Consider the following 24,749-nt stretch of genomic DNA (forward strand, 5'->3'; position numbering starts at 1 on the left):
GGTAGGGCAGTGAAGAACGGGTGAATCTCAGTCGCGGAACGAGGCCGGGCTGGGCGGGGCCAGGCGCTGAAGGAGCGCGCGCCATTCGCGCGCATAGGGGTCGTTGGGCGCGGAGGCCAGGCGGTTGGTGTCGCCGCTTTCGTACTGGCGCGCGGTCAGCTCGCAGACTTCCTCGGGCACCGGGTGCACGGCCTGGCCGGTGCCCTGGATGGCGACCTGCACGCGGCAGGCGCGCTCCAGGTTGTGCATCAGGATGAAGGCCTCGGCCACGCTGCGGCCCAGCGTGATCAGGCCGTGGTTGCGCAGGATCAGTGCGCGGGAAGTCGGGCCCAGGTCGGCGACCAGGCGCTCGCGCTCCTCATGGTTGAGCGCGATCCCTTCGAACTCGTGATACGTCACGCGGTTGTGAAACTGCAGCGCCCACTGGTTGCACGGCTGCAGCCCGCCGGCCAGCGAAGACACGGCGACGCTGGCGACGGTATGGGTGTGCAGCACGCAGACCGCGTCATGGCGCGCGGCATGCACGGCGCTGTGGATCGTGAAGCCGGCCGGGTTCACGTCGTACTCGGAGGGCTCGACGATGTTGCCGTCCAGGTCGATCTTCACGAGCGAGGACGCCGTGATGTCGCGAAACAGCATGCCGAAGGGGTTGATCAGGAACTGGTCCGTGGTGCCGGGCACGCGGGCGGAGATGTGGGTATAGATGCTGTCGTCCATCCCATAGAGGGCGACGAGCCGGTAGGCGGCTGCCAGGTCCTGCCGGAGCTGGCGCTCCGCTGGCGTCATGGGAGGGCGGGCGCTGCCGCGTACGTCCGGGATGCTTCGTTCTGCTGTTTCCATTGAATCTCCGAAGATCGACTGTCAGCTGTCGACAGTATTCATCTTGCAGGTTGCGTGCCAGCTCAGATATCGGCGAAAACCCGGAAATTGGCGGCAGATGGCGCCTCAGCCGGCCTCGCGTGCACCGCGAGCGGGCGCGGCTATCGATTTGCGTGCAAGCCGTGCAGCGCCGCTGGCACGGATGCGTCCGCGCCAGCGCATTACAAATATCTTGTCGGCCGAAAGGCTCAGTGCTCCGACGCTGCCTTATAATCACGAAAAAGCACGATCGTTCTTTTTTATGGCGCCAGCGCCGGCGGGAAGAATGGAGAGGCGGCAAAGGTCGCGCCCTAGAATGACCGGTTTGCCCTCGAAGCCCCCTTTTTTTGCAATCCAATGGAGTCAAGTCAATGAAGGTTCTTGTGCCTGTCAAACGGGTCGTCGATTACAACGTGAAGGTGCGCGTGAAGAGCGACGGCACCGGAGTGGACATTGCCAACGTCAAGATGAGCATGAACCCCTTCGACGAGATCGCCGTTGAAGAAGCCGTGCGGCTGAAGGAAAAGGGCGTGGTCACCGAAGTCATCGCTGTTTCGTGCGGCGACGCCAAGAGCCAGGAAACCCTGCGCACCGCCATGGCCATCGGCGCCGACCGCGGCATCCTGGTGGAAACCGCCGAAGAACTGCAGCCTCTGGCCGTGGCCAAGCTGCTGAAGGCGCTGGTCGACAAGGAACAGCCCTCGCTCATCATCCTCGGCAAGCAGGCCATCGACGACGACGCCAACCAGACGGGCCAGATGCTGGCTGCGCTGGCCGATCTTCCCCAGGCCACCTTTGCCTCGAAGGTCGAAGTTGCTGGCGACAAGGCCACGGTGACCCGCGAAGTCGACGGCGGCCTGGAGACCGTGGCGCTCACGCTGCCCGCGGTCATCACCACCGACCTGCGCCTGAACGAGCCGCGCTATGTGACGCTGCCGAACATCATGAAGGCCAAGAAGAAGCAGCTCGACACGGTCAAGCCTGAAGACCTGGGCGTGGACGTGAAGCCCCGCCTGAAGACCCTGAAGGTCGCGGAGCCGCCGAAGCGTGGTGCCGGCATCAAGGTGCCGGACGTCGCCACCCTGGTGGACAAGCTGAAGAACGAAGCCAAAGTGATCTGAGGAAGAAAACGAACATGACCGCACTCGTCATTGCCGAACACGACCACGCCAGCATCAAGCCGGCCACCCTCAACACCGTGACCGCAGCCCTGGCCTGCGGCGGCGACGTCCACGTGCTCGTGGCTGGCGCCAATGCAGCAGAAGCAGCCAAGGCAGCCGCCCAGATCGCCGGTGTCTCCAAGGTCATCGCAGCCGACAGCCCCAGCCTCGCTGAAAACCTCGCCGAGAACGTCGCTGCCCAGGTGCTCGCCATCGCCGGCAGCTACAGCCACATCCTGTTCCCCTCGACCGCCAACGGCAAGAACGTCGCTCCGCGCGTGGCCGCCAAGCTGGACGTGGCGCAGATCAGCGACATCACGGCCGTGGTGAGCGCAGACACCTTCGAGCGTCCGATCTACGCCGGCAACGCCATCGCCACCGTGCAGAGCAGCGACGCGACCAAGGTGATCACCGTTCGCACGACCGGTTTCGATGCCGCAGCAGCCACCGGTGGCAGCGCAGCCGTCGAATCGGCGGAAGGCGTGGCAGACAGCGGCAAGAGCAGCTTCGTGGGCCGTGAAGTCACCAAGAGCGAGCGTCCCGAACTGACGGCTGCCAAGATCATCGTCTCCGGCGGCCGTGCCCTGGGCAGCGCCGAGAAGTTCACCGAGGTGATGGCCCCCCTGGCCGACAAGCTCAACGCTGGCCTCGGCGCCAGCCGTGCAGCCGTCGACGCGGGCTACGCCCCCAACGACTGGCAGGTGGGCCAGACGGGCAAGATCGTCGCGCCGCAGCTGTACATCGCAGCGGGCATCTCGGGCGCGATCCAGCATCTGGCCGGCATGAAGGACTCCAAGGTGATCGTGGCGATCAACAAGGACGAAGAAGCGCCGATCTTCTCGGTGGCCGACTACGGCCTCGTGGCCGACCTGTTCACGGCCGTGCCGGAACTGGTGAAGGCGCTCTGATCGCATCGCTGCACTGAGCCAGAGGGCATCGTTCGCGATGCCCTTTTCGTATCCGCTATATCTGGAGACATGAAATGAGCTACACCGCCCCCATCAAGGACATGCTGTTCGACATCGAACACCTGGCCAACATCGGCGAGATCGCGAAGCTGCCGGGCTTCGAGGATGCCGGCCTCGAAACCGCACAGGCCGTGCTCGAAGAATGCGCGCGCTTCAACCAGGACGTGATCGCGCCGCTGAACGTGGCGGGCGACCGCAATCCCTCGTCGTTCAAGGATGGCGCGGTCACCACCACGCCGGGCTTCAAGGAAGCCTTCGCGCAGTACGTGGCGGGCGGGTGGCAGGGCCTGCAGCATCCGGCGGATTTCGGCGGCCAGGGCCTGCCCAAGACCATCGGCGCGGCCTGCGGCGAGATGCTCAACTCGGCCAACATGAGCTTCGCGTTGTGCCCGCTGCTGAGCGACGGCGCCATCGAGGCGCTGCTCACGGCCGGCTCCGACGAACTCAAGGCAACCTACCTCGAGAAGCTCGTGAGCGGCCAGTGGACCGGCACGATGAACCTCACCGAGCCGCAGGCCGGCAGCGACCTCGCCATGGTGCGCAGCCGCGCCGAGCCGCAGCCCGACGGCACTTACAAGGTGTTCGGCACCAAGATCTTCATCACCTACGGCGAGCACGACATGGCGGAGAACATCGTGCACCTGGTGCTCGCCCGCGTGGCCGGCGCGCCAGAAGGCGTGAAGGGCATCAGCCTGTTCGTCGTGCCGAAGTTCCTGGTGAACAAGGACGGCTCGCTCGGCGAGCGCAACGACGTGCACTGCGTGAGCATCGAGCACAAGATGGGCATCAAGGCATCGCCCACGGCCGTTCTGCAATATGGCGACCACGGCGGTGCCATCGGATATCTCGTGGGCCAGGAAAACCGCGGCCTCGAGTACATGTTCATCATGATGAACTCGGCCCGCTACGCGGTGGGCATGCAGGGCATCGCGATCGCCGAGCGCGCTTACCAGCACGCCGTGGCCTACGCGAAGGAGCGCGTGCAGAGCCGCCCGGTGGACGGCTCCATCAACACCAGCGCGCCGATCATCCATCACCCCGACGTCAAGCGCATGCTGATGACGATGCGCGCCTACACCGAAGGCTGCCGCGCGATGTCCAGCGTGGCGGCTGCCGCCTACGACGCCGCGCACCATCACCCTGACGCCGACGCGCGCAAGCAGAACCAGGCCTTCTACGAATTCATGGTGCCGCTGGTGAAGGGCTACAGCACCGAGATGAGCCTCGAAGTGGCCTCGCTGGGCGTGCAGGTGCACGGCGGCATGGGCTTCATCGAGGAGACCGGCGCGGCGCAGTACTACCGCGATGCCAAGATCCTGACGATCTACGAAGGCACCACCGCCATTCAGGCCAACGACCTCGTGGGCCGCAAGACGGCGCGCGACGGTGGCCAGACGGCGAAGGCGATCGCCGCGCAGATCGAGAAGACCGAGGCCGAGCTGGCCAAGCTCGACAACCCCGCTGCGGCGGCCGTGCTCAAGCGCCTGAAGGCCGCGCGCGAGGCCTTCGTCGAGGTGGTCGATTTCGTGGCGGGCCAGACCAAGGCCTCGCCCAACGCGGTGTTCGCGGGCAGCGTGCCCTACCTGATGCTCGCGGGTAACCTCGTGGCCGGCTGGCAGCTCGCGCGCTCGCTGATCATTGCGCAGGACCTCGCCTCGCGCAGCTTCGACACCGACTTCATGCTGGCGAAGATCGCCACCGCGCGCTTCTACGCCGAGCACATCCTCAACAAGGTGCTGGGCATCCGCGACAGCATCGTCGACGGTGCCGAGAGCGTGACGGCGCTGGCGCTCGAGGCTTTCTGATGCACTTGCTGCTGTCGCCCATCTGACGGGCGATGGCGGCTTCTCTCTCTTATAAAACCAATCCATTTCCGGAGACGACATGTCCAAGCTGCCCCCCGTACTGGCGAACCTGCCGCTGCCGATCATCGGCTCGCCGCTGTTCATCATCAGCAACCCCAAGCTCGTGATCGCGCAATGCAAGGCGGGCGTGGTCGGCTCGATGCCGGCGCTCAACGCGCGCCCCGCCGCGCAGCTGGAAGACTGGCTCGCCGAGATCACCGAGGAACTGGCGGCCTACAACAAGGCCAACCCCGACAAGCCCGCGGCACCCTTCGCCATCAACCAGATCGTGCACAAGAGCAATGACCGGCTCGAGCACGACATGGAGATGGTCGTGAAATACAAGGTGCCGATCGTCATCACCTCGCTGGGCGCGCGCACCGACGTGAACGACGCGGTGCACAGCTACGGCGGCGTGACGCTGCACGACATCATCAACAACAAGTTCGCGCAGAAAGCGATCGAGAAGGGCGCCGACGGCATCATCGCCGTGGCGGCCGGTGCCGGCGGCCATGCGGGCGTGAAGAGCCCGTTCGCGCTGGTGCAGGAAATCCGCCAGTGGTTCGACGGCCCGATCGCGCTGTCGGGCTCCATCGCCACCGGCGGCGCGGTGCTGGCTGCGCAGGCCATGGGCGCCGACTTCGCCTACATCGGCACGGCCTTCATCGCCACCGAGGAAGCGCGTGCGAGCGACGACTACAAGCAGGCCATCGTCGACGGCACCTCGGACGACATCGTCTATTCGAGCCTCTTCACCGGTGTGCACGGCAACTACCTGGCACCCAGCATCGTCAAGGCGGGCATGGACCCGAACAACCTGCCCGAAGGTGATGTGAAGACCATGAACTTCGGCGGCGGCGAAGGCAGCAAGGCCAAGGCCTGGAAGGACATCTGGGGCTCGGGCCAGGGCATCGGCGCGGTCACCGAAGTGGCCACCGCCGGCGCATTCATCGAGAAGCTCAAGCGCGAATACCAGGAGGCAAGGCAGCGGCTCGCGCTGTGACTGCCTTGACCAACGGCGCCGCGCCTGCCACGCGCGCGGCGCCGTCGTCTTCCGCGGGGCGCATGCCGCTGCTCGATGCGGCAAAGGGCATCGCGTGCGCCGTGATCGTGGGGCACCATCTCTCGCGCTACGGTCCGATGCCGGCCGGCGCGTACGCGCTCGCGCCCGATTTCTTCGCCTGGCTGGCCGATGAGGGCCGGCTGGCGGTGCAGGTGTTCCTGGTGATCGCCGGCTTCCTGGCGGCCGCCAGCCTCGCGCCCGATGGAACGCTGCGCGTGGAGCGGCCGGTGGCGCGCATTCTGCAGCGCTATGGACGGCTCGTGATGCCGTACCTCGCCGCGCTCACGGTGTGCGTGATCGTCGCTGCCGTCGTGCGGCCGTGGCTCGACGAAGAAGTGGTACCGGCGTCGCCGACCTTCGGTCAACTGGTTGCCCACGGCTTGCTGCTGCAGGACCTGCTGGGCTACGAGTCGCTTTCCACGGGCGTCTGGTACGTGGCCATCGACTTCCAGCTGTTCGCGCTGGCCCTGGCGCTGGTCGGGCTGCCGTCGATGCTGCAGCGCGCGGGTGGTGCCGTGCCGCAGGGCCTGCGGGCGCGATGGCTGCCGGTGGCGCTGGTCTTCGGACTGGCGGTGGCTTCGCTCGTGCTCTTCAACCGCAATGCGGGGCTGGACGACACGGCCTTCTATTTCTTCGGCACCTACGGGCTGGGCATGCTGGTGTTCTGGATCGGACGCGCGACGCGGTTCAGCGTCTGGCAGAGCGGAATCGCATTGCTGGCGCTGATAGGAGCGGGCGCGCTGGCCATCGACTGGCGCAGCCGCATCGCGACGGCGCTGGTCACGGCGCTGCTGATCGCCGTTGCGCAACGGCGGAACTGGCTGTCGCCGAAGCACTGGCCGGCGGCCGCCATGCCTCTGGTGCGGCTGGGGCGCATGTCGTATTCGCTCTTTCTCATCCACTTCCCGGTGCTGCTCGCCATGAACGCGGCGGTTGCGAATGCGGGGCCGCACGGCTCGTGGTTCGATGCTTGCGGCCTCGTCGCGACCTTCGGTCTTTCGGTGGTCGCGGCGGCACTGCTCTACCGCTGGGTGGAGGCGCGCCCGGCTTCCTGGCGGGCGGTGTTCACGCTGTTCGCCGCGCTGCTGGTCAGTGGAATAGTCGTTTCTCATTAAAGGACGGGCGCGCCGGCGCAGGCGCACCGCCCAAATCTTCCTGAACCGGTTGCCTTCGGGCACCGCAGCGTGCAGTCTGCGGGCTCGTCAGTTGCTCCCATCTCCGGTATGATTGTGGAAATTTCAGTAAATACTGAAAATTCACGAAATTTAGGAATGACCAAGCACTCGCCATCCCGATCGCCGCTGCGGGCTTTCGCGTCGCCGGACGCCGGCGGGGTGGTGCAGGGTGCTGCCGCGCTCTTCTGGCTGCCGCAGGCGGCGTTGCTGGCGATCGCGGTGCAGGGATTGGCCTCGGGCCGGGGTTTCGCGGCCGTGATCTGGCCAGCAGGCGTGATCCTGCTGCTCGGACTGCTGCGCGCGGGCTGCGAGGCCTGGGGGGCGCGGCGGACCTTCGCTCGCGCCCGGGCGCAGCTCACTGCGCTGCGTGCGCAAACGGCGGCGGCGCTCGCCGGCGACTCCCCGCTCGACCGCAGCCGGGCCCCCTCCGGGCTCGCGGCCAACGTACTCGCAGAGCAGGCCGAGGCGCTAGTTCCGTACCTCGTGCGCTACCAGCCGGCGCGCTGGCGTGCGACGGTTGTGCCTGTGTTCATCCTCTGCGCAGTGGCCGCGTTCTCGTGGGTGGCTGCGCTGGTGCTGCTGGTGGCGGCACCGCTCATTCCGCTCTTCATGGCCATCGTCGGCTGGCGCGCCAAGGCCGCGAGCGAAGCGCAGATGGTGGAACTCGGCGGCATGAACGCCTTCCTGCTCGATCGGCTTCGCGGACTGGCGACGCTGCGCGCGCTCGGCGCGGTGGAAATCACCGCAAGCCGCCTGGGCGATGCGGCCCAGTCCCTGCGCCGCAGGACGATGGCCGTGCTGCGCATCGCGTTTCTCTCATCGGCCGTGCTGGAGCTGTTCTCGGCGCTGGGCGTGGCGCTGGTCGCCGTCTACATCGGCTTCCACCTGCTGGGCTCGATCGGCTTCGGTGCCTGGGGGCGCACGCTGAGCCTGGGCGAGGGCCTTTTCGTGCTGCTGCTGGCGCCGGCTTTCTTCGAGCCGCTGCGCGAGCTGTCGGCGGTCTGGCACGACCGGGCCGCCGGTGAGGCTGCGCTGGAAGCGCTCGACAGACTGCAGCGCAACGAATTGCCTCTGCCCGGCGCCAGCGCCTCTCTGACGCGCGCCGCGACGGGCGTCCAAGGCGGCCCGCCGGCAGTCTCCATCCACAACCTCCATTTCTCCTGGCCCGGCGAGCGGCAGGAAGTGTTCGATGGCATCGAGCTTCGCATCGCCCCCGGCGAACACGTCGCGCTGACGGGCGCCAGCGGCAGCGGCAAGACCGCCTTGCTGTCCCTGCTGGCGGGGCTCGTGCCTGCGACGCGCGGCGAGATCTCCATCGGCGGCGTGGCGCTCACGGAACACACGGTGGCGTCGCTGCGGCAGCGCATGGGCTGGATGGGGCAGGCGCCGCACGTCTTCGCGGGCTCGGTCGAATCCAACCTGGCGCTGGGACGCGCGGGTGTGAACACCCTGCAGGTCGATGAGGCAGTGCGCGTCGCGTCGCTCGAGGCCGTGGCGCAGGCGCATCCCTCCACGTCGCTGGGCGAAGGCGGCGGCGGGCTGTCCGGCGGAGAGGCCGTGCGGCTCGCGCTGGCCCGCATCGCTGTGCATCCGCAAGCCGACTTGCTGCTGGTGGACGAACCCACGGCGCACCTCGACACCGAGACCGCCGAGCGGGTCGTCGATGCGCTCCTGAAGCTCGCGCAAGGCAAGACCCTCGTCGTCGCGACGCACGACCCCGTCCTCGCTTCGCGCATGGACCGCACCGTGAGCCTCGGCCGCACAGACGCAATGGAGAAGGCCGCATGAGCAAGACGCCGGTTCCACGCGCCGCCGCGAACTGGCGCGACCTGCGCCTGGTCCTGTGCCCCTTCCTCGCGGAACAGCCACGCCCGCTGCTGCTCGGTGGCCTGCTCGCCGCGATCACGGTGCTGGCGGGAATGGCGCTGCTGGGCCTCTCCGGCTGGTTCATCACCGCCACGGCATTGGCTGGCCTGCATGCTGCAACGGCCTTCACCTTCGACGTGTTCATGCCGTCCGCCGGCATCCGCTTGCTCGCGCTCGGCCGCACGGCGTCGCGCTACGGCGAGCGGCTGGTGACTCATGACGCGACCTTCTCCGTGCTCGCCGCACTGCGCGTACGCCTGTTCCGTGGCTGGGCGCAGGCCGAGGCCGCGCGCGCCTTGCTGAAGCGACCGGCGCGCCTGCTGTTCCGCCTGACCTCCGACATCGACGCGCTGGAGTCGCTCTACCTCCGCCTGCTCGTGCCGGCCGCCGCCGCATTGGGCGCCGCATTGCTCGCCGGCACGGTGCTCGGCTTCATGCACGTGGCCATGGGCCTCGTGCTGATGCTCTGGCTCGTGATCGCCGGCTGGGGCATCGCGTTCATCGTCGCGCGGCGCGCACGCCGGCCTGCGGTTCGGCGCGCGCATGCCATCGAGGCGCTGCGGGCGCGCGCGGTCGATCTGGTCGCGGGCCAGACCGACCTGGTGATGGCAGGCCGAATCGACGCACAACGCGACGCGGTGATGAACGCCGACATGCACCTCGCCAAGGCCGACCTCGCGCTGAACAAGCTCGAAGCTGCCGCCGGCATCGCCTATGGCAGCGCAGGCTCCTTGACTCTCGTCGGCGTGCTGCTGGCGGTCGGCTTGCTGGTGGGCGAGGGCGTCATCGGCGCTCCGGCGGCTGCACTGGCGCTGCTGGTGGCGCTCACGGCGACGGAGCCCTTCGCGGCCCTGCGCCGTGGCGCGCTCGACGCGGGCCGCACATGGCTGGCGGTGCGGCGCCTTGCTCCGCGCATGGCGCCGGCCGCGGACGAGCCCACCCCGGCGATGGACGCGTCCGATGGGGCAACCGCGCTGCAGCTCGATGGCATCACGGTGATCCACGACGGCAGCCGCATGCCAGTCTTGCGCGACCTGTCGCTGACCCTGAACGCGGGCGAGCGGGTCGCGCTGATCGGTGCGAGCGGCGCGGGCAAGTCGACGCTGCTTGCCGCCATTGCCGGCGAGATCACGCCGCGCTCCGGCACGGTGCACTCGCAGCCAGCCTGCCTGCTCACCCAGCGCACCGAACTCTTCCAGGACAGCCTGCGCGACAACCTGCGCCTGGCAGCCCCGGAAGCCACCGACGAGCAACTGCACGCCGCGCTGCACGCCGCGGGGCTCGAAGGCGACGTGCGCGCACTCACCTTGGGCCTCGGCACCCGGCTCGGCGAAGGCGGCCTGGGCCTTTCGGGCGGGCAGTCGCGCCGCCTCGCGCTTGCGCGCCTGCTGCTGCGCCCCGTGCCGCTCTGGCTGCTGGACGAACCTACCGAGGCGCTCGATGCCGCCGTCGCGCACGACGTGCTGCAGCGGCTCGCACAACACGCGGGAGGCCGGACCCTGCTGATCGCCACGCATCTGCGCCGCGAGGCCGGGCTTGCCGACCGCCTCTTGTGCATGAAGCAGGGCCGTGTCGTCGCCGACCTGCGGCGCGGCAGCGAAGCCTTCGACGCCGCGCTGCGCAGCCTGCGGCCCGACTGAACCGGAAAGCCAGTCAACAGGGAACACAAGGAAAGAAGGAAGAACCCCATCATGGACTTAGACATCGTCGCGCTATCGCGTCTGCAGTTCGCCGTCACGGCGCTGTACCACTTCCTGTTCGTGCCGTTGACGCTCGGACTCTCGATCATCATCGCCATCATGGAGACGGTCTACGTCATGACCGGCCGCGTGATCTGGCGCGACATGACGAAGTTCTGGGGCGTGCTCTTCGGCATCAACTTCGCGATGGGCGTTGCCACGGGCATCGTGATGGAGTTCCAGTTCGGCATGAACTGGAGCTACTACAGCCACTACGTCGGCGACATCTTCGGCGCGCCGCTGGCCATCGAGGGGCTGATGGCCTTCTTCATGGAGGCCACCTTCGTCGGTCTGTTCTTCTTCGGCTGGGACAAGCTCTCCAAGGTGGGCCACCTGATCTCGACCTGGGCGGTGGCCATCGGCTCCAACTTCTCGGCGCTGTGGATCCTCATCGCGAACGGCTGGATGCAGAACCCGGTAGGCGCGGCCTTCAATCCGCAGACCATGCGCATGGAGGTGACCGACTTCGCGGCAGTGCTGACCAACCCGGTCGCTCAGGCCAAGTTCGTCCACACCGTGTCGGCGGGCTATGTGTGCGCCGCGGTGTTCGTGCTCGGCGTGTCTGCGTGGTACGTGCTCAAGGGGCGCCACCTCGAACTGGCCAAGCGCTCGATGACGGTCGCGGCCTCGTTCGGCCTGGCCGCTGCGCTGTCGGTGGCGGTGCTCGGTGACGAGAGCGGCTATCTCTCGGGCGAGCACCAGAAGATGAAGCTGGCCGCCATCGAGGCCATGTGGGAGACGCAGCCCGCGCCCGCCGCTTTCACGGTGGTCGGCTTCCCCGACCAGGAGGCGCGCGAGACGCACTACGCCATCCACATACCCGGCGTGATGGGCCTGATCGGCACGCGCTCGCTCGACACCGTGATGCCGGGCATCGACGAACTCGTGAAGCGCGCCGAGGCCCGTATCCGCGAAGGCCTGAAGGCCTACGACGCGCTGCAGAAGATCCGCGAGGCCGGCGGCCCCGACAAGGTGACGCAGGGCGTGCGCGGCGACTTCGAGGACAACGGCATCAACATGGGCTACGCGCTGCTGCTCAAGCGCTACGTGGACGATCCGCGCCAGGCCACCGACGAGCAGATCGCCAAGGCCGCGTGGGACACCGTGCCGCAGGTGGCGCCGCTGTTCTGGCTGTTCCGCGTGATGGTGGGCATCGGCATGCTGCTGATCCTTCTGACCGGCACTTTCTTCGTGCTCTCCGCGCGCCGCAGGCTCGACAGCCACCGGTGGCTGCTGAAGCTCGCCGTGTTCGCGATTCCGCTGCCGTGGATCGCCATCGAGTCGGGTTGGCTGGTGGCCGAGTTCGGCCGTCAGCCGTGGGTGATCGAGGGCGTGCTGCCGACCGCGGTGGCCGTGTCGAACCTCGGCGCGAAGACGCTGCTGCTGACGCTCGCGGGCTTCATCGCGATCTACACGACGCTGCTGGTCATCGAGATGAAGCTGATGCTCAAGGCCATCCGCAAGGGGCCCCAGGCCGAGCACGCGCCCGACGAGGGCGACACGCTCTCGCACATTCCGCCGGCCCACGCGGGCGCGGCCATTCCTTCGCCTTCCACCGGGAGCGCAGCATGATCCTCCACACACTCCTCGACTACGACACCCTGCGCTTCATCTGGTGGCTGCTGATCGGCGTGCTGCTGGTGGGCTTCGCCGTGACCGACGGCTTCGACCTGGGTAGCGGCATGTTGCTGCCCTTCGCGGCGCGCAACGACGTGGAGCGCCGCGTCGTCATCAACAGCGTGGGCCCGGTGTGGGAGGGCAACCAGGTGTGGCTGATCCTGGGCGGCGGCGCGGTCTTCGCGGCCTGGCCGCAGCTCTATGCCGTGTCGTTCTCGGGCTTCTACCTGGCGATGTTCGTGATCCTCACGGCGCTGATCCTGCGGCCCGTGGCTTTCAAGTTCCGCAGCAAGCGCGAGTCGCCGCAATGGCGCGCGCGCTGGGACTGGGTGCTGTTCTTCAGCGGCTTCGTGCCCGCGCTGATCTGCGGCGTGGCCGTGGGCAACGTGCTGCAGGGCGTGCCGTTCCGCTTCAACCCCGACATGCACATCTTCTACGACGGCGGCTTCTTCGGCCTGCTGAATCCGTTCGCCGTCCTGTGCGGCCTGGTGTCGGTCGCCATGCTGGTGATGCACGGCGCCGCATGGCTGCTGCTGAAGACCGCCGGGCCGGTGGCCGAGCGTGCGCGCAGCTACGGCATGGTCGCCGCCGTGCTTACCGTCGCGCTCTACGCATTGGCCGGCGTGCTGCTGGCGACGAGCATCGGCGGCTTCCGCATCAGCAGCGCGATCGATGCGACAGGGCCGTCGAACCCGCTGCTGAAGACCGTCGAGCTGCACGCAGGCGCGTGGACCGCCAACTATGCGGCGCATCCGTGGACGCTTGCTGCGCCCGTGGCCGGCTTCGTCGGCGCGCTCGGTGCGCTGCTCGGGCTCGCGCTGCGCCGCCCGGTACTCGCTCTGCTGACGGCTGCGCTGGGCATCGCCGGCATCATCCTCAGCGTGGGTGCCTCGATGTTCCCGTTCATCCTGCCATCGTCCATCGACCCGCGCGCCAGCCTCACGGTGTGGGACTCGTCGTCGAGCCACCTCACCCTGTTCATCATGCTGGTGGTCACGGCCGTCTTCATTCCGCTGATCGTGGCCTACACGAGCTGGGTCTACCGCGTGCTGTGGGGCAAGGTCGACGAACAGGCGATCCGCGACGAGAGCGGACACGCCTACTGAAAGGAGGAAAGAAAGATGTGGTACTTCGCCTGGATCCTCGGCCTGCCGCTGGCAGCCGCATTCGCCGTGCTCAACGCCATGTGGTACGAACTCATGGACGACGAGGCCGTTCGCAAGGCCAAGCTCGGGACGCCCGAGCCGTCATCGGGGCAGGAACGGCTGTAGCCCCGGAGGAGGGCTGCCCGATCTACTCGGCAGCCTTCTTCTTCGACGCCGCGCCGCCGGTGATGCGGTCCTTCAGCGTCAGCACCTTCGTCACGGTTGCGCCCATGCCCATGAGCTTCATGGCTGTCTCGGGTGCGAGCCGCTGCACGTCGTCGAACCATTTCATCAGCCGGTCGATCAGGTCGTGCATCTCGCGCATGCGCTCCTGCGCGTGGCGCTCGGCGTCGCTCGTGGGCGATTCGAGCAGGGCGTTGCGCAGCATGGAGAGCGTGGGTTCGATCTCGCGGCGGCGGCGCTCCTCGGCCAGCACGCGGAAGATTTCCCATACATCGGAAGGCGCCTCGAAGTATTCGCGCCGGTCGCCGGGGTGGTGCCGCAGGTGCACCAGCCGCCAGGCCTGCAGTTCCTTCAGGCCCATGCTGACGTTGGAGCGCGAGAACTCGAGCAGCTCGGCGATCTCGTCGGCGTTGAGTGCGCGCTCCGAGAGAAAGATCAGTGCGTAGATCTGCCCGACTGTGCGGTTGATGCCCCACTTGCTGCCCATCTCGCCGAAGTGGGCGACGAACTGGCGGTTGAGGGGCGGGAGATCGGAAGAGTTGGCCATGCGCCGGATTGTCGCGCGGATGGCTGTAATTCCGGAAAGTCCTGAAAACTCAATCAGCCTGCTGGCGCCGCCTGTACGAGCCAGGCGCGCCGCCGGTCCAGGCCTTGAAGGCGCGCTGGAAGGCCGCGCTGTCGGCAAAGCCCAGTTCCTCGGCCAGCGCCGCGAGCGGCACGGTGCTGGTGTTGAGCCGCACGATGGCGAGGTCGCGCCGCAGTTGGTCCTTCAACGCCTGGAAGGATGTGCCCTCGGTCGCCAGGTGCCGCTGCAACGTGCTGACGGACATGTGCAGCACGCCCGCGGTGGTCGCGAGGTCGGCCCACGCCGGGCGGTGCTGCTGCAGCACCGCGCGCACCTTTGCGCTCACCGCCTGTTCGGCGAGGCGGGGCAGGATCACGTTGGCCGGAGAGGCCGCCAGGAAGGCCTGGATCTCCTGCGCGTCGCGATGCACCGGCGTGTCCAGCGCGCTGGCGTCGAACCACACGGCCGACAGCGGCTGCTCGAACTGCAGCGGGCCCGGGAACACCTTCGCGTAGCCGTCGGCATAGGGCGGCGGCTCGAAACCGAAGTCGAAGCGCCGGGCCGCCAGCCGGCCGCCGTGCAGCCATGCGAAGAGCCGCCAGTACACCCGCAGCATCAGCTCATGCAGGAAGTTCTGGTGCATGGGCGGCTGGATGTTCAGCCGAAGCCCGAAGCCGGCGAGCGGGCCGTCGTGCAGCAGCACCAGCGAGAGATCGTCCTGCAGCAGGTCGAAGGTGCGGGCCACGCGGCGCATCGCCACCTCGAAGGTGCGCGCGCCCAGCGTGGAGCGCGTCATCAGCGCGAAGCTGCCGCAGCGCAGGCGCCGCGTGAGAAAGCCCAGCGCCTCGTCGTCCATGCGCTCCATCAGCAGCGCGAAGAGGGCCACGTACTGCTCGGCGGTGATGCGGGCGGCGGCTTCGTCGAGCAGCGCCGGGGCGATGCCCGCGTCCTCCAGCGCCTTGTCGACGTCCACCAGCGCCTCGCCCGGCCGCGCGCGGATGCCCGACAGCATGCCGAGGACGAAGGCGACCGGGATGGTGACGTGCGGCTGAAGCATGTCTGTGTCGATTGACCTTTTCTGCCATGCGATCGAAGCGAAGTGCAATCGCCGGGCGGCGGCCGGATTTCTACCATGCGCCTGCACAAGAACGAGACGGAGACAAACCCATGTACCTGACCCAGGGCCTTCACCGGGCCGTGCAGCAGCGCCCCGATGCCATCGCCGTGCGTTTCGCCGGCCGCGCACGGACATTCCGCGACTTTGCCGACCGCGTCGCGCGCCTGGCCGGCGCGCTGCAGCGGCTGGGCATGGGCGCGGGCGACCGCGTGGCCATGCTGTCGCTCAACTCCGACCGCTACCTGGAGTACCAGATGGCCGTGCCCTGGGGCGGCGGCGTGCTCAACCCCTGCAACATCCGCTGGTCGCCTGCCGAGATCCTGTACTCGCTGGAAGACTCCGGCTCCGGCGTCCTGCTGGTCGACGAGACCTTCCGCGCGGTGGTCGAGCAGATGCGGGGCCAGTCGAAGAGCCTGCGCGAGGTCGTCTACTGCGGCGATGGCCCCGTGCCCGCCGGCATGCGCAGCTACGAGGGCCTGATCGACGCCGCGGCCCCGGTGCCCGACGCCGTGCGCCGCGGCGAGGACCTGGCCGGCATCTTCTACACCGGCGGCACCACGGGCTTTCCCAAGGGCGTGATGCTCAGCCACACCAACATCTGCAGCTCGGCGCTCGCGGCGCAGGCCGAAGGGCTGGCACCGGCCGACGGCTGCTACCTGCACGCCGCCCCCATGTTCCACCTGGCCGACATGGGCCTGGCCACGCCGCACTGGTTCACAGGCAACACGCACGCCATCATCCCCATGTTCACGCCCGAGGGCGTGCTCGACACCATCGAGCGCGACCGCGTGACCAGCCTACTGCTGGTGCCCACCATGATCCAGATGCTGGTGGACCACCCCGCCATGCGGCAGCCGCGCGACCTGAGCAGCCTGCAGAACATCACCTACGGCGCGTCGCCGATCTCCGAAGCCGTGCTCAACCGCGCGATGGAGGCTTTCCCGGGTGTGGGCTTCGTGCAGGCCTACGGCATGACGGAGCTGTCGCCCATCGCCACGCTCAACCCTGCCTACTTCCACACGGCCGAGGGGCGCAAGCGCGGCAAGCTGCGTGCGGCCGGCCGCGCCAGCGTGTGCATGGAAGTGCGCGTGGTCGATGCGGACGACAACGAAGTGCCGCGCGGCACCGTCGGCGAGGTGGTGGTGCGCGGGCCCAACGTGATGCAGGGCTACTGGAACAAGCCCGAGCAGACGGCTGCCGCGCTGCGCGACGGCTGGATGCACACCGGCGACGGCGCCTACATGGACGACGACGGCTTCATCTTCGTGGTGGACCGCATGAAGGACATGATCATCAGCGGCGGCGAGAACGTCTATTCGGCCGAGGTCGAGAACGCCATCAACCAGCATCCCGCGGTGGCCGCCTGCGCGGTCATCGGCATTCCGAGCGACGAGTGGGGCGAGGCGGTGCATGCCGTGCTGGTGCTCAAGCCGGGGCAGGGCGTGCAGCCGCAGGATCTGATCGCCCACTGCAAGACGCTGATCGCCAGCTACAAGTGCCCGCGCAGCGTGGCCATCGTCGATGCGCTGCCGCTGTCGGGCGCCGGCAAGGTGCTGAAGACCAAGCTGCGCGAGCCCTTCTGGCAGGGCCGGCAGCGCAGCGTGGCCTGAGTCAATTCAATTTCTTTCTTCGAACTTCCAGACAAGGAGCCTTTCATGAGCCAAGACGTTCACGTGGTCGGGGTCGGCATGATCCCCTTCACCAAGCCGGGCGCGAACCAGCCCTATCCCCAGATGGCCGCTCAGGCCACCAACACCGCGCTGAAGGACGCCGGCATCGGCTACGAGCTGGTGCAGCAGGCCTACGTGGGTTACGTCTACGGCGACTCCACCGCCGGCCAGCGCGCGCTGTACGAGGTGGGCATGACCGGCATCCCGGTCGTCAACGTCAACAACAACTGCTCGACCGGCTCGACCGCGCTCTTCCTCGCGCGCCAGGCCGTGGCTAGCGGCGCGGCCGACTGCGTGCTGGCGCTGGGTTTCGAGCACATGAGCCCCGGCGCGCTCGGCGCGGTGTTCAACGACCGGCCCAGCCCCTTCGACCACTTCGAGAACATCACCGACGAGTTGGTCGGCAACGAGCAGGTGCCGCTCGCGCTGCGCTACTTCGGCGGTGCGGGGCTTGCGCACATGCAGCAGTACGGCACGCAGATGTCGACCTTCGCGAAGATCCGCGCCAAGGCCAGCCGCCACGCGGCGAACAACCCCGTGGCGCTGTTCCGCACCGTCGTCACCGAAGACGAAGTGATGGCCGCGCCCGTCATGTGGCCCGGCGTGATGACGCGGCTCATGGCCTGCCCGCCCACCTGCGGCGCGGCGGCGGCCATCGTCTGTTCTCCCCGTTTCGCCGAGCGCCATGGCCTGGACCGCAGCGTGCGCATCAAGGCGCAGGCCATGACCACCGACCGCCCCATCACCTTCGAGAGCCGCGACATGCGCGAGGTGGTCGGCTTCAGCATGGCGCAGGAAGCCGCGCAGAAGGTGTACGACGCGGCCGGCGTCGGCCCGCAGGACGTCGACGTGGTCGAGCTGCACGACTGCTTCGCGCACAACGAACTCATCAGCTACGAGGCGCTGGGCCTGTGCCCGGTGGGCGGTGCGGAGAAGTTCGTGGTTGATGGCGACAACACCTACGGCGGCAAGGTCGTCACCAATCCGTCGGGCGGGCTGCTGTCGAAGGGGCACCCGCTGGGTGCCACGGGGCTGGCGCAGTGCACGGAACTGGTCCAGCAGCTTCGCGGCACGGCCGAGAAGCGGCAGGTGCAAGGCGCGCGGCTTGCGCTGCAGCACAACCTGGGGCTGGGCGGCGCCTGCGTGGTCACGCTCTACGAGCGGGTTTGAGGGAAAGGGCCGCCAGATGATCGACAGGAAATGGATCGGCCACGAGCTGCCGCCCTCGGTGCTGCCCATCGAGCGCAGCCGGCTGCAGTTCTTCGCCAAGGCCATCGGCGAGACCGACCCCGTCTACACCGATGCCGCCGCCGCGCGCGATGCCGGCTACCCCGACCTGCCCGCGCCGCCGACCTTCCTGTTCGCGGCCGAGCTGGACTCGGGCGCGTCGGACCGTCTGCTGGCCGACCTGGGCATTCCGCTGTCGAAGCTGCTGCACGGCGAGCAGGGCTTCAGCTACCACAAGCCCGCCTGCGTGGGCGACACCGTGACGGTGCGCTCCACCATCACCGACATCTACGACAAGAAGAACGGCGCGCTCGAATTCGTCGTCAAGACATCGCGCGCCATCAACCAGCGCGACGAGCTGGTCGCCGAGCTGCGCGCGGTGATCGTCTGCCGCCACTGAAGGAACCCGAACCGATGAATGCACCGACCTACGACGCCGTGAACGTCGGCGACGAGCTGCCCGCGCTGCAGCTGGCGCCCGTGAACCGCACCACGCTCGCGCTGTTCGCGGGCGCCTCGGGCGACCACAACCCCATCCATATCGACACCGACTTCGCCCGCAGGTCGGGCATGCCCGACGTGTTCGCGCAGGGCATGCTGGGCATGGCCTGGCTGGGCCGGCTGCTCACGCAGTGGGCGCCGCAGTCGCAGCTGAGGCGCTTCGACGTCCGCTTTCAGGGCATCACGCACCTGGGGCACGCGGTGCGCTGCAGCGGCCGCGTGATCGAGAAGCTGGAGCACGAAGGCGAGCGCTGCGTGCGCGTGGAGGTGCACAGCGCCAATCAATACGGGCAGACGCGCATCGCCGGCGAGGCGCTGGTCGCGCTGCGTTGAGAACTCACACCAACAAGGAAAGAACTCGGACATGACACCCAAGCTCGACGGCAAGGTCGCCCTCATCACCGGTTCCGGCCGCGGCATCGGCCGGGCCATCGCGCTCAAGCTGGCCTCGGAAGGCGCGCGCATCGTCGTCAACGATCTCGACGCGCAGCCGGCGGAAGAGACGGTGCAGGAAATCCGTGCGGCCGGCGGCCAGGCGGTGGCATGCGCCGGCAGCGTGGCGGCACCCGATTTCGCCGAGCGCTTCGTCGGCACGGCGGTGAGCGAGTTCAAGGGGCTCGACATCATCGTCAACAACGCCGGCTACACCTGGGACAGCGTGGTGCAGAAGATGACCGACGAGCAGTGGTACGCCATGATCGACGTGCACCTGACCGCGCCGTTCCGCATCCTGCGCGCGGCGCAGCCGGTGATCCGCGCGCTGTCGAAGGCCGAGACCGAGGCGGGCCGGCGCGTGGTGCGCAAGGTGGTCAACATCTCGTCGGTGGCGGGGCTCTTCGGCAACGCGGGGCAGGCGAACTACGCGGCGGGCAAGGCGGGCATCGTCGGCCTCACGCAGACGCTGGCCAAGGAGTGGGGCCGCATGAACGTGACGGTCAACTGCGTGGCCTTCGGCTTCATCCAGACGCGGCTCACCGCGAGCACCGCCGAGGCGTCCACCGCGAACATCGAGGGCCGCGAGATCAAGGTCGGCATCAACCCGGGGCTGCTGGCGATGATGGAGCAGTCGATTCCACTGGGACGCGGCGGCACGCCCGAGGAGGCGGCTGGCGCCGTGTACCTGCTGTGCGCGCCCGAGTCGGACTACGTGAGCGGCCAGACGCTGATGTGCAGCGGCGGCCTGACGGGCATCTGAGCATGGAAACCGCCGAAGGCATCGCCTGGGGCGTGGAGGAGGGCATCGGCCGCATCGTGCTGAAGCGGCCGGAGCGCGCCAACGCGATCGGGGTTCGCAGCGGCCACGCGCTGGTGCGGGCCATCGACGACGTGCTGGCGGGCAAGCCGCGCGTCATCCTGCTGACCGGAGAAGGCCGTGTGTTCTGCGCCGGCGGCGACATCGACGAGTTCATGGCGGCCGGCGAAGCGCTGCCGGCGCTGGTCGATGAGATCCTGGACCGTTTGCACCCTGCGCTGCTGCGACTGTCGAACAACCCCGCGCCCCTGGTCGTCGCGGTGAACGGATCCGTCGGCGGCGCAGGCGTGGGGCTGGCGCTGTGCGGCGACTTCGTGCTCGCCGCCGAATCGATGAAGCTGCGGACGGGCTATGCGGCCATCGGGCTCTCGCCGGATGCGGGTGCCTCGTACTTCCTCGCGCGCCGCGTGGGGCCGGTGCGCGCGCAGCAGCTGCTGATGCTCAGCGATGCCATCGACAGCCAGCGCTGCCTTGCGTGGGGTGCGGTCGATGCGCTGCACCCGGACGATGAACTCGCAGCCGCCGCCGAAGCGTTGGTGGCTCGGCTCGCGCATGGTGCGAGCGCATCCTTCGCCGGCATCAAGGAGCTCTGCGCCGGCGCGCCCGGCCGGCCCTTCGAGCAGCACCTGGCGCTGGAACACAGGCTGCTGCGCGAGCGTGCGGGCAGCGCCGATGCGCGGGAGGGCGTGGCTGCCTTCGTGGAAAAGCGCGCGCCCAGGTTCAAGGGAGCCTGAACGCCACGGCCGTCAGCCGTTGCGCTTGAACAGCTTCGCGATGCCCCAGAGCGCCGCGCCGCCTGCCACCACGGCCACCTTCGCGAACTTGGCCAGGAAGGCCGCGACGATCGCGAACAGGCCCAGCTTCTTCACCGCCGCGCCGGCCACCAGCGCGGCCAGGCCATAGGCGGCGACCTTGTCGGTGGACGAGTTGAAGTCGGCGTACTTCTTTCCGTCGTCGTACTGGATCGCGCCGAGCAGCTTGCTCGCGTCGGGCTTGAACTTGTCCAGGTCCTTCGCGTTGGTGATGAGGTTCAGGCTCAGGTAGCCCTCGCGGCCCAGCGCGTAGGTGTTGTAGTTGACGCCCTGGTTGCCGTCGGTGCTGCCTTTGCGCTGCGACAGCGCCGACCACACGAGGCGGTGCGAGGAGGCGTCGTACTGCGGCTTCTGCGCCCAGCCCGTCACCTCGATCGAAGGAATGCCGCGCTTGGAGCGTTCCTCGTTGGCGGCCTCGGTGCCTTCCTTCAGGCTCTTGAGCAGGTCGTCGGCGTTCCAGTCCTTGGCGTCGTCGTCCTTGATGTAGCCCTCTTTCACGAACTTCACCACCGCCATCCAGTCGGCATCGTCGGCGGGGAAGATCGCGCCGACGAAGGTGTCGTCGGTGCGGTTGCCCATGCTGCGCATGAGCTGCGCGGCGGCGGGCGTCGGCACCCACACGTAGCCGGCGGGCAGGTGGAGGTGGGCCTGGTCGCGCAGCGTGATGTCGACGGGGCCGACCTTCTGCACGGCCTTGGCGGCCTTGAACGCGGCATCCTGTTCGGCCTCGAGCGAACTGGCGGTCGAGGCTTGAGTTGATGGAGTGGACGGGGTGGTGGTCGGCGATGCGGCTTGGCTGGTTTGCGCCACGAAAGCGGCGCACGCGAGCAGCACACCGGCCGTCAGGCGGGCGGTTTGAATACGCAAGTTCTCTCTCCTCGGTTGTTATCAGTCTGGTGAGCCCGGGGAGTTTAAAGAACTCAGGTTTCGCTCCACTTCCTCAGAAGGTTGTGATACGTGCCCGTGAGCGTGCGGCGCGCCGATTCGTCGGCGCCGCTCTGGTTGAGGCGCTGGATCGCGTTGTCCATGTCGAACAGGAGCGCGCGGTCGCCGGCGTCGCGCACGAGGCTCTGCACCCAGAAGAAGCATGCGAGCCGCACGCCGCGCGTGATGGGCGTGACCTGATGCAGGCTGGTGGCGGGGTAGAGCACCATGTCGCCGGCCGAGAGCTTCACCGTCTGCATGCCGTGCGTGTCTTCCATCTGCAGCTCGCCGCCGTCGTAGCTGTCGGCCTCCGACAGGAAGATGGTGGCCGAGAGATCGGTGCGCAGCTTGCGGCCGGTGCGCGGGTCGATGCGCACGCCGCCGTCCACGTGCAGGCCGAAGCGCATGCCCTCGCCGTAGCGGTTGAACATCGGCGGGTACAGCAGGTTGGGCAGCGCGGCGCTGATGAAGGTGGGGTGGCGCTCCAGCGCGCTCGCCACGATGGACTGGCATTCGAACGCGACCTGCGAGCCTTCGTCGATCTGCTGGTTGAGCTTGACCGGCGCGCCCTGGTGGCCCGCGGTGACGCGGCCGTCGACCCATGCGTCGCCCGCGGCTTCCAGGCGCGAGCGGATTGCCGCGAGCGCCTCGCGGTCGAGGATGCCGGGAATGCAGACCAGCATGTTGTGTCGAGTGCTCCTCTGAAGCTCAGAGCCGGTAGGTGAACGACAGCGTGGCGGCACGGCCCGAGCCCGGCACCGCGCGGCCGCCGTCCGAGGGGATCAGCGCGTCGTAGTAGCGCCGGTTGGCCAGGTTGAACAGGTTCAGCCGGATGTCGTACTTCGGCTGATGGTAAGCGAGCATCGCGTCCAGCCGCACATAGCCGCCGACCTGCACTAGGTCCGTGTTGTTGGCGAATCGCTTCGCGCTGTAGGTGGTGCCGCCGCCGATCTCCCACTCGGGTGTGATCGCGTAGGTCGCCCACAGGCTGGCCGCGTCCTTCGGCGTGTTGGCGGGCACCTTGCCGAGCGTGCCGGGAGCGATGCCGTCGACGATGGTCGCGTCCAGGTGCGTGTAGGCGCCGAACAGCTGCAGCTTGTCGGTGACACGGCCTGCGACGCCTGCGCGCGCGCCGTTCACGCGCACGGTGCCGGTCGCGCTGTAGGTGCCGTCGCTGTTCTGCGAGCGCGCATTCGTCTGCGTGATCTGGAAGGCCGCGGCGGTCAGCGAGAGGTTGCCGTCGTTGAAGTCCCACTTGCCGCCGAGCTCGTAGGCCTTGTTCTTCTGCGGCGGCAGCGGCTGCGTGGCGCCGGTGGTGGCCACGAGCTGCTCGAGCGGGGGGGTGAACGAGGTGCTGTACGACACGTAGTACGACTGCTCTGGCGTTGGCTGCCAGATCGCGCCGGCGCGCACGCTGGTGAAGTCGACCGTCTGGCTCTCGGTGGCGAGCGTGGTCGCGGTCGGGACGGTGTTGTAGATGCGTGCGCTGTAGTGGTCCTGCCGCACGCCGGCCACCAGTTTCCACTGCGGGGTCAGCTCGATGGTGTCGTTCACATAGCCGGCCACGGTGGTCGCGTGCGCGGTGGCCAGGTTGCCGGGCAGCGAAGGCGCCGTGGCTGGCGTGTCGCCCTGGTAGGGCGCGAGCAGCGGCGAGCATGTCGCGTAGCCGCTGGTGCCGCCGGCCGGGTTCAGCGCCACGCCCGCGCAGCTGCCGTTGCGGTAGTAGGCCTGGTTGGCGTAGGTGTCGTGGCCCAGTTCCAGGCCTGCGAGCAGCGTGTGCTTGACGGAGCCGGTGGCGAACTTCGTGTTGAACTCGGTCAGGTTGAACAGCGACTTGTCGCGGATCCTGCGGTCATGGCTCTGCTGGCGCACCCAGAGGCTGCTCAGCGGCAGCGTCGAGAACGCGGCCCCCGGCGCGGCCGTGGTGCCGGTGGAAAACGGCGTGAACACGCCCTTGGCCGACAGCGTGCCGATGCTCTGCGGCGCGGTCTCGCGCGCATCGGTGGTCACATCGTTGTATTGCGTCTGGTTGCGGATCGAGGTGTCGGGCGTGAGCTTGTGCTGCACCACCGCGCTGAAGGCCTGGATGTCGGAGATCGTGCGGTCGTCGCTGAAGCCGTAGGCCGTGTCGCGGTCGACCTTTGCCGGACGGCCGTTCAGCGGTGGCAGGCCGTAGTCGGGCTGGTCGCGGTTGTGTTGCACCAGCGCCGAGAGCGTGACCTGCGTGGGCGTGTTGATGCCGAACTTCAGCGAGGCGTCGAGGCCGAAGTCCTTCAGCTTCGTCTGCTCGCGCGTGCTGGCGTCGCCCTGCTGGCCCATGGCCGCGATGCGGAAGGCCGAGGTGTCGGACATCGGGCGGTTGACGTCGATGGTCGAGCGCACGAGGCCGGTGGTGCTCGCCGACACCGACACTTCGCCCGCGGGCGTGAGCGAAGGCTTCTTCGTGACCTGGTTGATCACGCCGCCGGTGGAGCCGCGCCCGAACAGCATCGAAGACGGGCCCATCAGCACCTCGACCGATTCGAGCGCGAAGGTGTCGCGGTAGTACTGCGCGCGGTCGCGGGCGCCGTCGAGGTAGATATCGGTGCGCGCCGAGAAGCCGTTGAGGTTGATGTTGGTGCCGATTTGCCCGCCCTCGGCACCGCCGATCGTCAGGCCCGGCACGTTGCGCAACGCACTCGCCAGCGAGGTCGCACCCTGCGACTGCATCACCGCCTGGTTGATCACCGTGATGGACTGCGGCGCATCGCGCAGGTCGGCCGGCAGGCGGCTCAGCGACGAGGCGTTGGCGCCGAAGCTGTCCTTGTCCTGCGTGCCCTGGACCTGGACTTCGCGCAGCGTGCCTGGGACGGAGGTACCCGGGGCCGGGGAGGGCCGGGCAGCTTGTTCCTGTTGTGGCTGCTGCGGTTGTTGCTGGGCGAAGGCGGCGGGAAGGGGAGCGGCGCACAGGCCGATCAGGGCAAGTGCGACCGGCGTGCGGCGACGCGAGGGAAGGGAGGTGCTGGTCATCGTGGAATCTCGGAAGGTGCAGGCAAAAGCGCACCGGCCGGGATTCTGACTGCG

22 protein-coding genes are annotated in these 24,749 nt (G+C 68.2%); 16 read left to right on the forward strand and 6 right to left on the reverse strand.

All coding sequences use genetic code 11. From position 1 onward, the window contains the following. Positions 1-27: 27 nt before the first annotated feature. Complete coding sequence (locus FHT32_RS30345; protein ID WP_176668257.1) at positions 28-786, reverse strand: class II aldolase/adducin family protein; 759 nt, start codon at positions 784-786, stop codon at positions 28-30. A gap of 443 nt (positions 787-1,229) precedes the next feature. On the opposite strand from FHT32_RS30345, the gene FHT32_RS30350 reads away from it, so the two are divergent. The 10 genes from FHT32_RS30350 (at position 1,230) to cydX (ending at position 13,561) form a co-directional block, all read left to right on the forward strand. After that, positions 1,230-1,979, forward strand: coding sequence for an electron transfer flavoprotein subunit beta/FixA family protein (locus FHT32_RS30350; protein WP_145761708.1), 750 nt, complete (start codon positions 1,230-1,232; stop codon positions 1,977-1,979). Positions 1,980-1,993: 14 nt separating this feature from the next. Next, positions 1,994-2,926 (forward strand): electron transfer flavoprotein subunit alpha/FixB family protein, encoded by a 933-nt coding sequence (locus FHT32_RS30355; protein ID WP_176668258.1) that lies wholly within the window; start codon positions 1,994-1,996, stop codon positions 2,924-2,926. Between the two features lie 74 nt (positions 2,927-3,000). Continuing rightward, on the forward strand, positions 3,001-4,791 hold the full coding sequence (locus tag FHT32_RS30360) for an acyl-CoA dehydrogenase (RefSeq protein WP_176668259.1): 1,791 nt from the start codon (positions 3,001-3,003) through the stop codon (positions 4,789-4,791). A gap of 79 nt (positions 4,792-4,870) precedes the next feature. Next, on the forward strand, positions 4,871-5,833 hold the full coding sequence (locus FHT32_RS30365) for a nitronate monooxygenase family protein (protein ID WP_176668260.1): 963 nt from the start codon (positions 4,871-4,873) through the stop codon (positions 5,831-5,833). A gap of 62 nt (positions 5,834-5,895) precedes the next feature. Next, a complete protein-coding gene (locus FHT32_RS30370) occupies positions 5,896-7,008 on the forward strand; it encodes an acyltransferase (protein WP_176668348.1) in 1,113 nt (370 codons plus the stop codon). Positions 7,009-7,164: 156 nt separating this feature from the next. Next, complete coding sequence (cydD, locus tag FHT32_RS30375; RefSeq protein WP_176668261.1) at positions 7,165-8,856, forward strand: thiol reductant ABC exporter subunit CydD; 1,692 nt, start codon at positions 7,165-7,167, stop codon at positions 8,854-8,856. Then, positions 8,853-10,574: a thiol reductant ABC exporter subunit CydC gene (cydC, locus tag FHT32_RS30380; protein ID WP_176668262.1), complete on the forward strand. Its 1,722-nt coding sequence runs from the start codon at positions 8,853-8,855 to the stop codon at positions 10,572-10,574. The genes cydD and cydC overlap by 4 nt, the downstream gene beginning before the upstream one ends. Positions 10,575-10,625: 51 nt before the next feature. Further along, positions 10,626-12,245 (forward strand): cytochrome ubiquinol oxidase subunit I, encoded by a 1,620-nt coding sequence (locus FHT32_RS30385; protein ID WP_176668263.1) that lies wholly within the window; start codon positions 10,626-10,628, stop codon positions 12,243-12,245. Continuing rightward, positions 12,242-13,396: a cytochrome d ubiquinol oxidase subunit II gene (gene cydB, locus FHT32_RS30390; protein WP_176668264.1), complete on the forward strand. Its 1,155-nt coding sequence runs from the start codon at positions 12,242-12,244 to the stop codon at positions 13,394-13,396. The genes FHT32_RS30385 and cydB overlap by 4 nt, the downstream gene beginning before the upstream one ends. A 15-nt stretch (positions 13,397-13,411) precedes the next feature. Continuing rightward, entirely contained in the window at positions 13,412-13,561 is a 150-nt protein-coding gene (cydX, locus tag FHT32_RS30395; RefSeq protein ID WP_093201312.1) for a cytochrome bd-I oxidase subunit CydX, read from the forward strand. 22 nt (positions 13,562-13,583) lie between these two features. Here cydX and FHT32_RS30400 read toward each other — a convergent pair whose 3' ends face one another. Further along, positions 13,584-14,165, reverse strand: a complete 582-nt coding sequence (locus tag FHT32_RS30400; protein WP_176668265.1) for a GbsR/MarR family transcriptional regulator — start codon at positions 14,163-14,165, stop codon at positions 13,584-13,586. A gap of 49 nt (positions 14,166-14,214) precedes the next feature. Further along, on the reverse strand, positions 14,215-15,240 hold the full coding sequence (locus tag FHT32_RS30405) for an AraC family transcriptional regulator (RefSeq protein ID WP_176668266.1): 1,026 nt from the start codon (positions 15,238-15,240) through the stop codon (positions 14,215-14,217). A gap of 110 nt (positions 15,241-15,350) precedes the next feature. Between FHT32_RS30405 and FHT32_RS30410 the strand changes: the two genes are divergently transcribed. From FHT32_RS30410 to FHT32_RS30435, 6 genes are read left to right on the forward strand one after another with little or no spacing between them, the layout of a single operon-like run. Beyond that, positions 15,351-16,910 carry a long-chain-fatty-acid--CoA ligase gene (locus FHT32_RS30410; RefSeq protein ID WP_176668267.1) on the forward strand — a complete coding sequence of 520 codons (1,560 nt, stop codon included), beginning with the start codon at positions 15,351-15,353 and terminating at the stop codon, positions 16,908-16,910. A gap of 45 nt (positions 16,911-16,955) precedes the next feature. Then, positions 16,956-18,140 carry a lipid-transfer protein gene (locus tag FHT32_RS30415; protein WP_176668268.1) on the forward strand — a complete coding sequence of 395 codons (1,185 nt, stop codon included), beginning with the start codon at positions 16,956-16,958 and terminating at the stop codon, positions 18,138-18,140. A 16-nt stretch (positions 18,141-18,156) separates the two neighbouring features. Further along, on the forward strand, positions 18,157-18,597 hold the full coding sequence (locus FHT32_RS30420) for a MaoC family dehydratase N-terminal domain-containing protein (protein ID WP_176668269.1): 441 nt from the start codon (positions 18,157-18,159) through the stop codon (positions 18,595-18,597). Between the two features lie 14 nt (positions 18,598-18,611). Then, a complete protein-coding gene (locus FHT32_RS30425) occupies positions 18,612-19,031 on the forward strand; it encodes a MaoC family dehydratase (RefSeq protein ID WP_176668270.1) in 420 nt (139 codons plus the stop codon). Positions 19,032-19,062: 31 nt separating this feature from the next. Beyond that, positions 19,063-19,893 carry an SDR family NAD(P)-dependent oxidoreductase gene (locus FHT32_RS30430; RefSeq protein ID WP_176668271.1) on the forward strand — a complete coding sequence of 277 codons (831 nt, stop codon included), beginning with the start codon at positions 19,063-19,065 and terminating at the stop codon, positions 19,891-19,893. A gap of 2 nt (positions 19,894-19,895) precedes the next feature. Beyond that, on the forward strand, positions 19,896-20,684 hold the full coding sequence (locus FHT32_RS30435; RefSeq protein ID WP_176668272.1) for an enoyl-CoA hydratase/isomerase family protein: 789 nt from the start codon (positions 19,896-19,898) through the stop codon (positions 20,682-20,684). A gap of 12 nt (positions 20,685-20,696) precedes the next feature. Here FHT32_RS30435 and FHT32_RS30440 read toward each other — a convergent pair whose 3' ends face one another. From FHT32_RS30440 to FHT32_RS30450, 3 genes are read right to left on the reverse strand one after another with little or no spacing between them, the layout of a single operon-like run. After that, on the reverse strand, positions 20,697-21,629 hold the full coding sequence (locus FHT32_RS30440; protein ID WP_176668273.1) for a DUF2167 domain-containing protein: 933 nt from the start codon (positions 21,627-21,629) through the stop codon (positions 20,697-20,699). A 53-nt stretch (positions 21,630-21,682) separates the two neighbouring features. Further along, entirely contained in the window at positions 21,683-22,369 is a 687-nt protein-coding gene (locus tag FHT32_RS30445) for a Fe2+-dependent dioxygenase (protein WP_176668274.1), read from the reverse strand. Between the two features lie 25 nt (positions 22,370-22,394). Beyond that, a complete protein-coding gene (locus FHT32_RS30450; RefSeq protein ID WP_176668275.1) occupies positions 22,395-24,695 on the reverse strand; it encodes a TonB-dependent siderophore receptor in 2,301 nt (766 codons plus the stop codon). Positions 24,696-24,749: the final 54 nt, after the last annotated feature.

The organism is Variovorax sp. SG517, assembly GCF_013376045.1.
Classification (GTDB): Bacteria; Pseudomonadota; Gammaproteobacteria; order Burkholderiales; family Burkholderiaceae_C; genus Variovorax.

Bases quoted from the DNA above. Each gene is read 5' to 3' on its own strand.
- FHT32_RS30365 (WP_176668260.1), top strand. From the start codon at position 4,871: ATGTCCAAGCTGCCCCCCGTACTGGCGAACCTGCCGCTGCCGATCATC.
- cydX (WP_093201312.1), top strand. From the start codon at position 13,412: ATGTGGTACTTCGCCTGGATCCTCGGCCTGCCGCTGGCAGCCGCATTC.
- FHT32_RS30435 (WP_176668272.1), top strand. From the start codon at position 19,896: ATGGAAACCGCCGAAGGCATCGCCTGGGGCGTGGAGGAGGGCATCGGC.
- FHT32_RS30445 (WP_176668274.1), bottom strand. From the start codon at position 22,369: ATGCTGGTCTGCATTCCCGGCATCCTCGACCGCGAGGCGCTCGCGGCA.
- FHT32_RS30350 (WP_145761708.1), top strand. From the start codon at position 1,230: ATGAAGGTTCTTGTGCCTGTCAAACGGGTCGTCGATTACAACGTGAAG.
- cydD (WP_176668261.1), top strand. From the start codon at position 7,165: ATGACCAAGCACTCGCCATCCCGATCGCCGCTGCGGGCTTTCGCGTCG.
- FHT32_RS30370 (WP_176668348.1), top strand. From the start codon at position 5,896: ATGCCGCTGCTCGATGCGGCAAAGGGCATCGCGTGCGCCGTGATCGTG.
- cydB (WP_176668264.1), top strand. From the start codon at position 12,242: ATGATCCTCCACACACTCCTCGACTACGACACCCTGCGCTTCATCTGG.
- FHT32_RS30425 (WP_176668270.1), top strand. From the start codon at position 18,612: ATGAATGCACCGACCTACGACGCCGTGAACGTCGGCGACGAGCTGCCC.
- FHT32_RS30420 (WP_176668269.1), top strand. From the start codon at position 18,157: ATGATCGACAGGAAATGGATCGGCCACGAGCTGCCGCCCTCGGTGCTG.
- FHT32_RS30345 (WP_176668257.1), bottom strand. From the start codon at position 786: ATGACGCCAGCGGAGCGCCAGCTCCGGCAGGACCTGGCAGCCGCCTAC.
- FHT32_RS30385 (WP_176668263.1), top strand. From the start codon at position 10,626: ATGGACTTAGACATCGTCGCGCTATCGCGTCTGCAGTTCGCCGTCACG.
- FHT32_RS30410 (WP_176668267.1), top strand. From the start codon at position 15,351: ATGTACCTGACCCAGGGCCTTCACCGGGCCGTGCAGCAGCGCCCCGAT.
- FHT32_RS30405 (WP_176668266.1), bottom strand. From the start codon at position 15,240: ATGCTTCAGCCGCACGTCACCATCCCGGTCGCCTTCGTCCTCGGCATG.
- FHT32_RS30400 (WP_176668265.1), bottom strand. From the start codon at position 14,165: ATGGCCAACTCTTCCGATCTCCCGCCCCTCAACCGCCAGTTCGTCGCC.
- FHT32_RS30430 (WP_176668271.1), top strand. From the start codon at position 19,063: ATGACACCCAAGCTCGACGGCAAGGTCGCCCTCATCACCGGTTCCGGC.
- FHT32_RS30355 (WP_176668258.1), top strand. From the start codon at position 1,994: ATGACCGCACTCGTCATTGCCGAACACGACCACGCCAGCATCAAGCCG.
- FHT32_RS30450 (WP_176668275.1), bottom strand. From the start codon at position 24,695: ATGACCAGCACCTCCCTTCCCTCGCGTCGCCGCACGCCGGTCGCACTT.
- FHT32_RS30360 (WP_176668259.1), top strand. From the start codon at position 3,001: ATGAGCTACACCGCCCCCATCAAGGACATGCTGTTCGACATCGAACAC.
- FHT32_RS30415 (WP_176668268.1), top strand. From the start codon at position 16,956: ATGAGCCAAGACGTTCACGTGGTCGGGGTCGGCATGATCCCCTTCACC.
- cydC (WP_176668262.1), top strand. From the start codon at position 8,853: ATGAGCAAGACGCCGGTTCCACGCGCCGCCGCGAACTGGCGCGACCTG.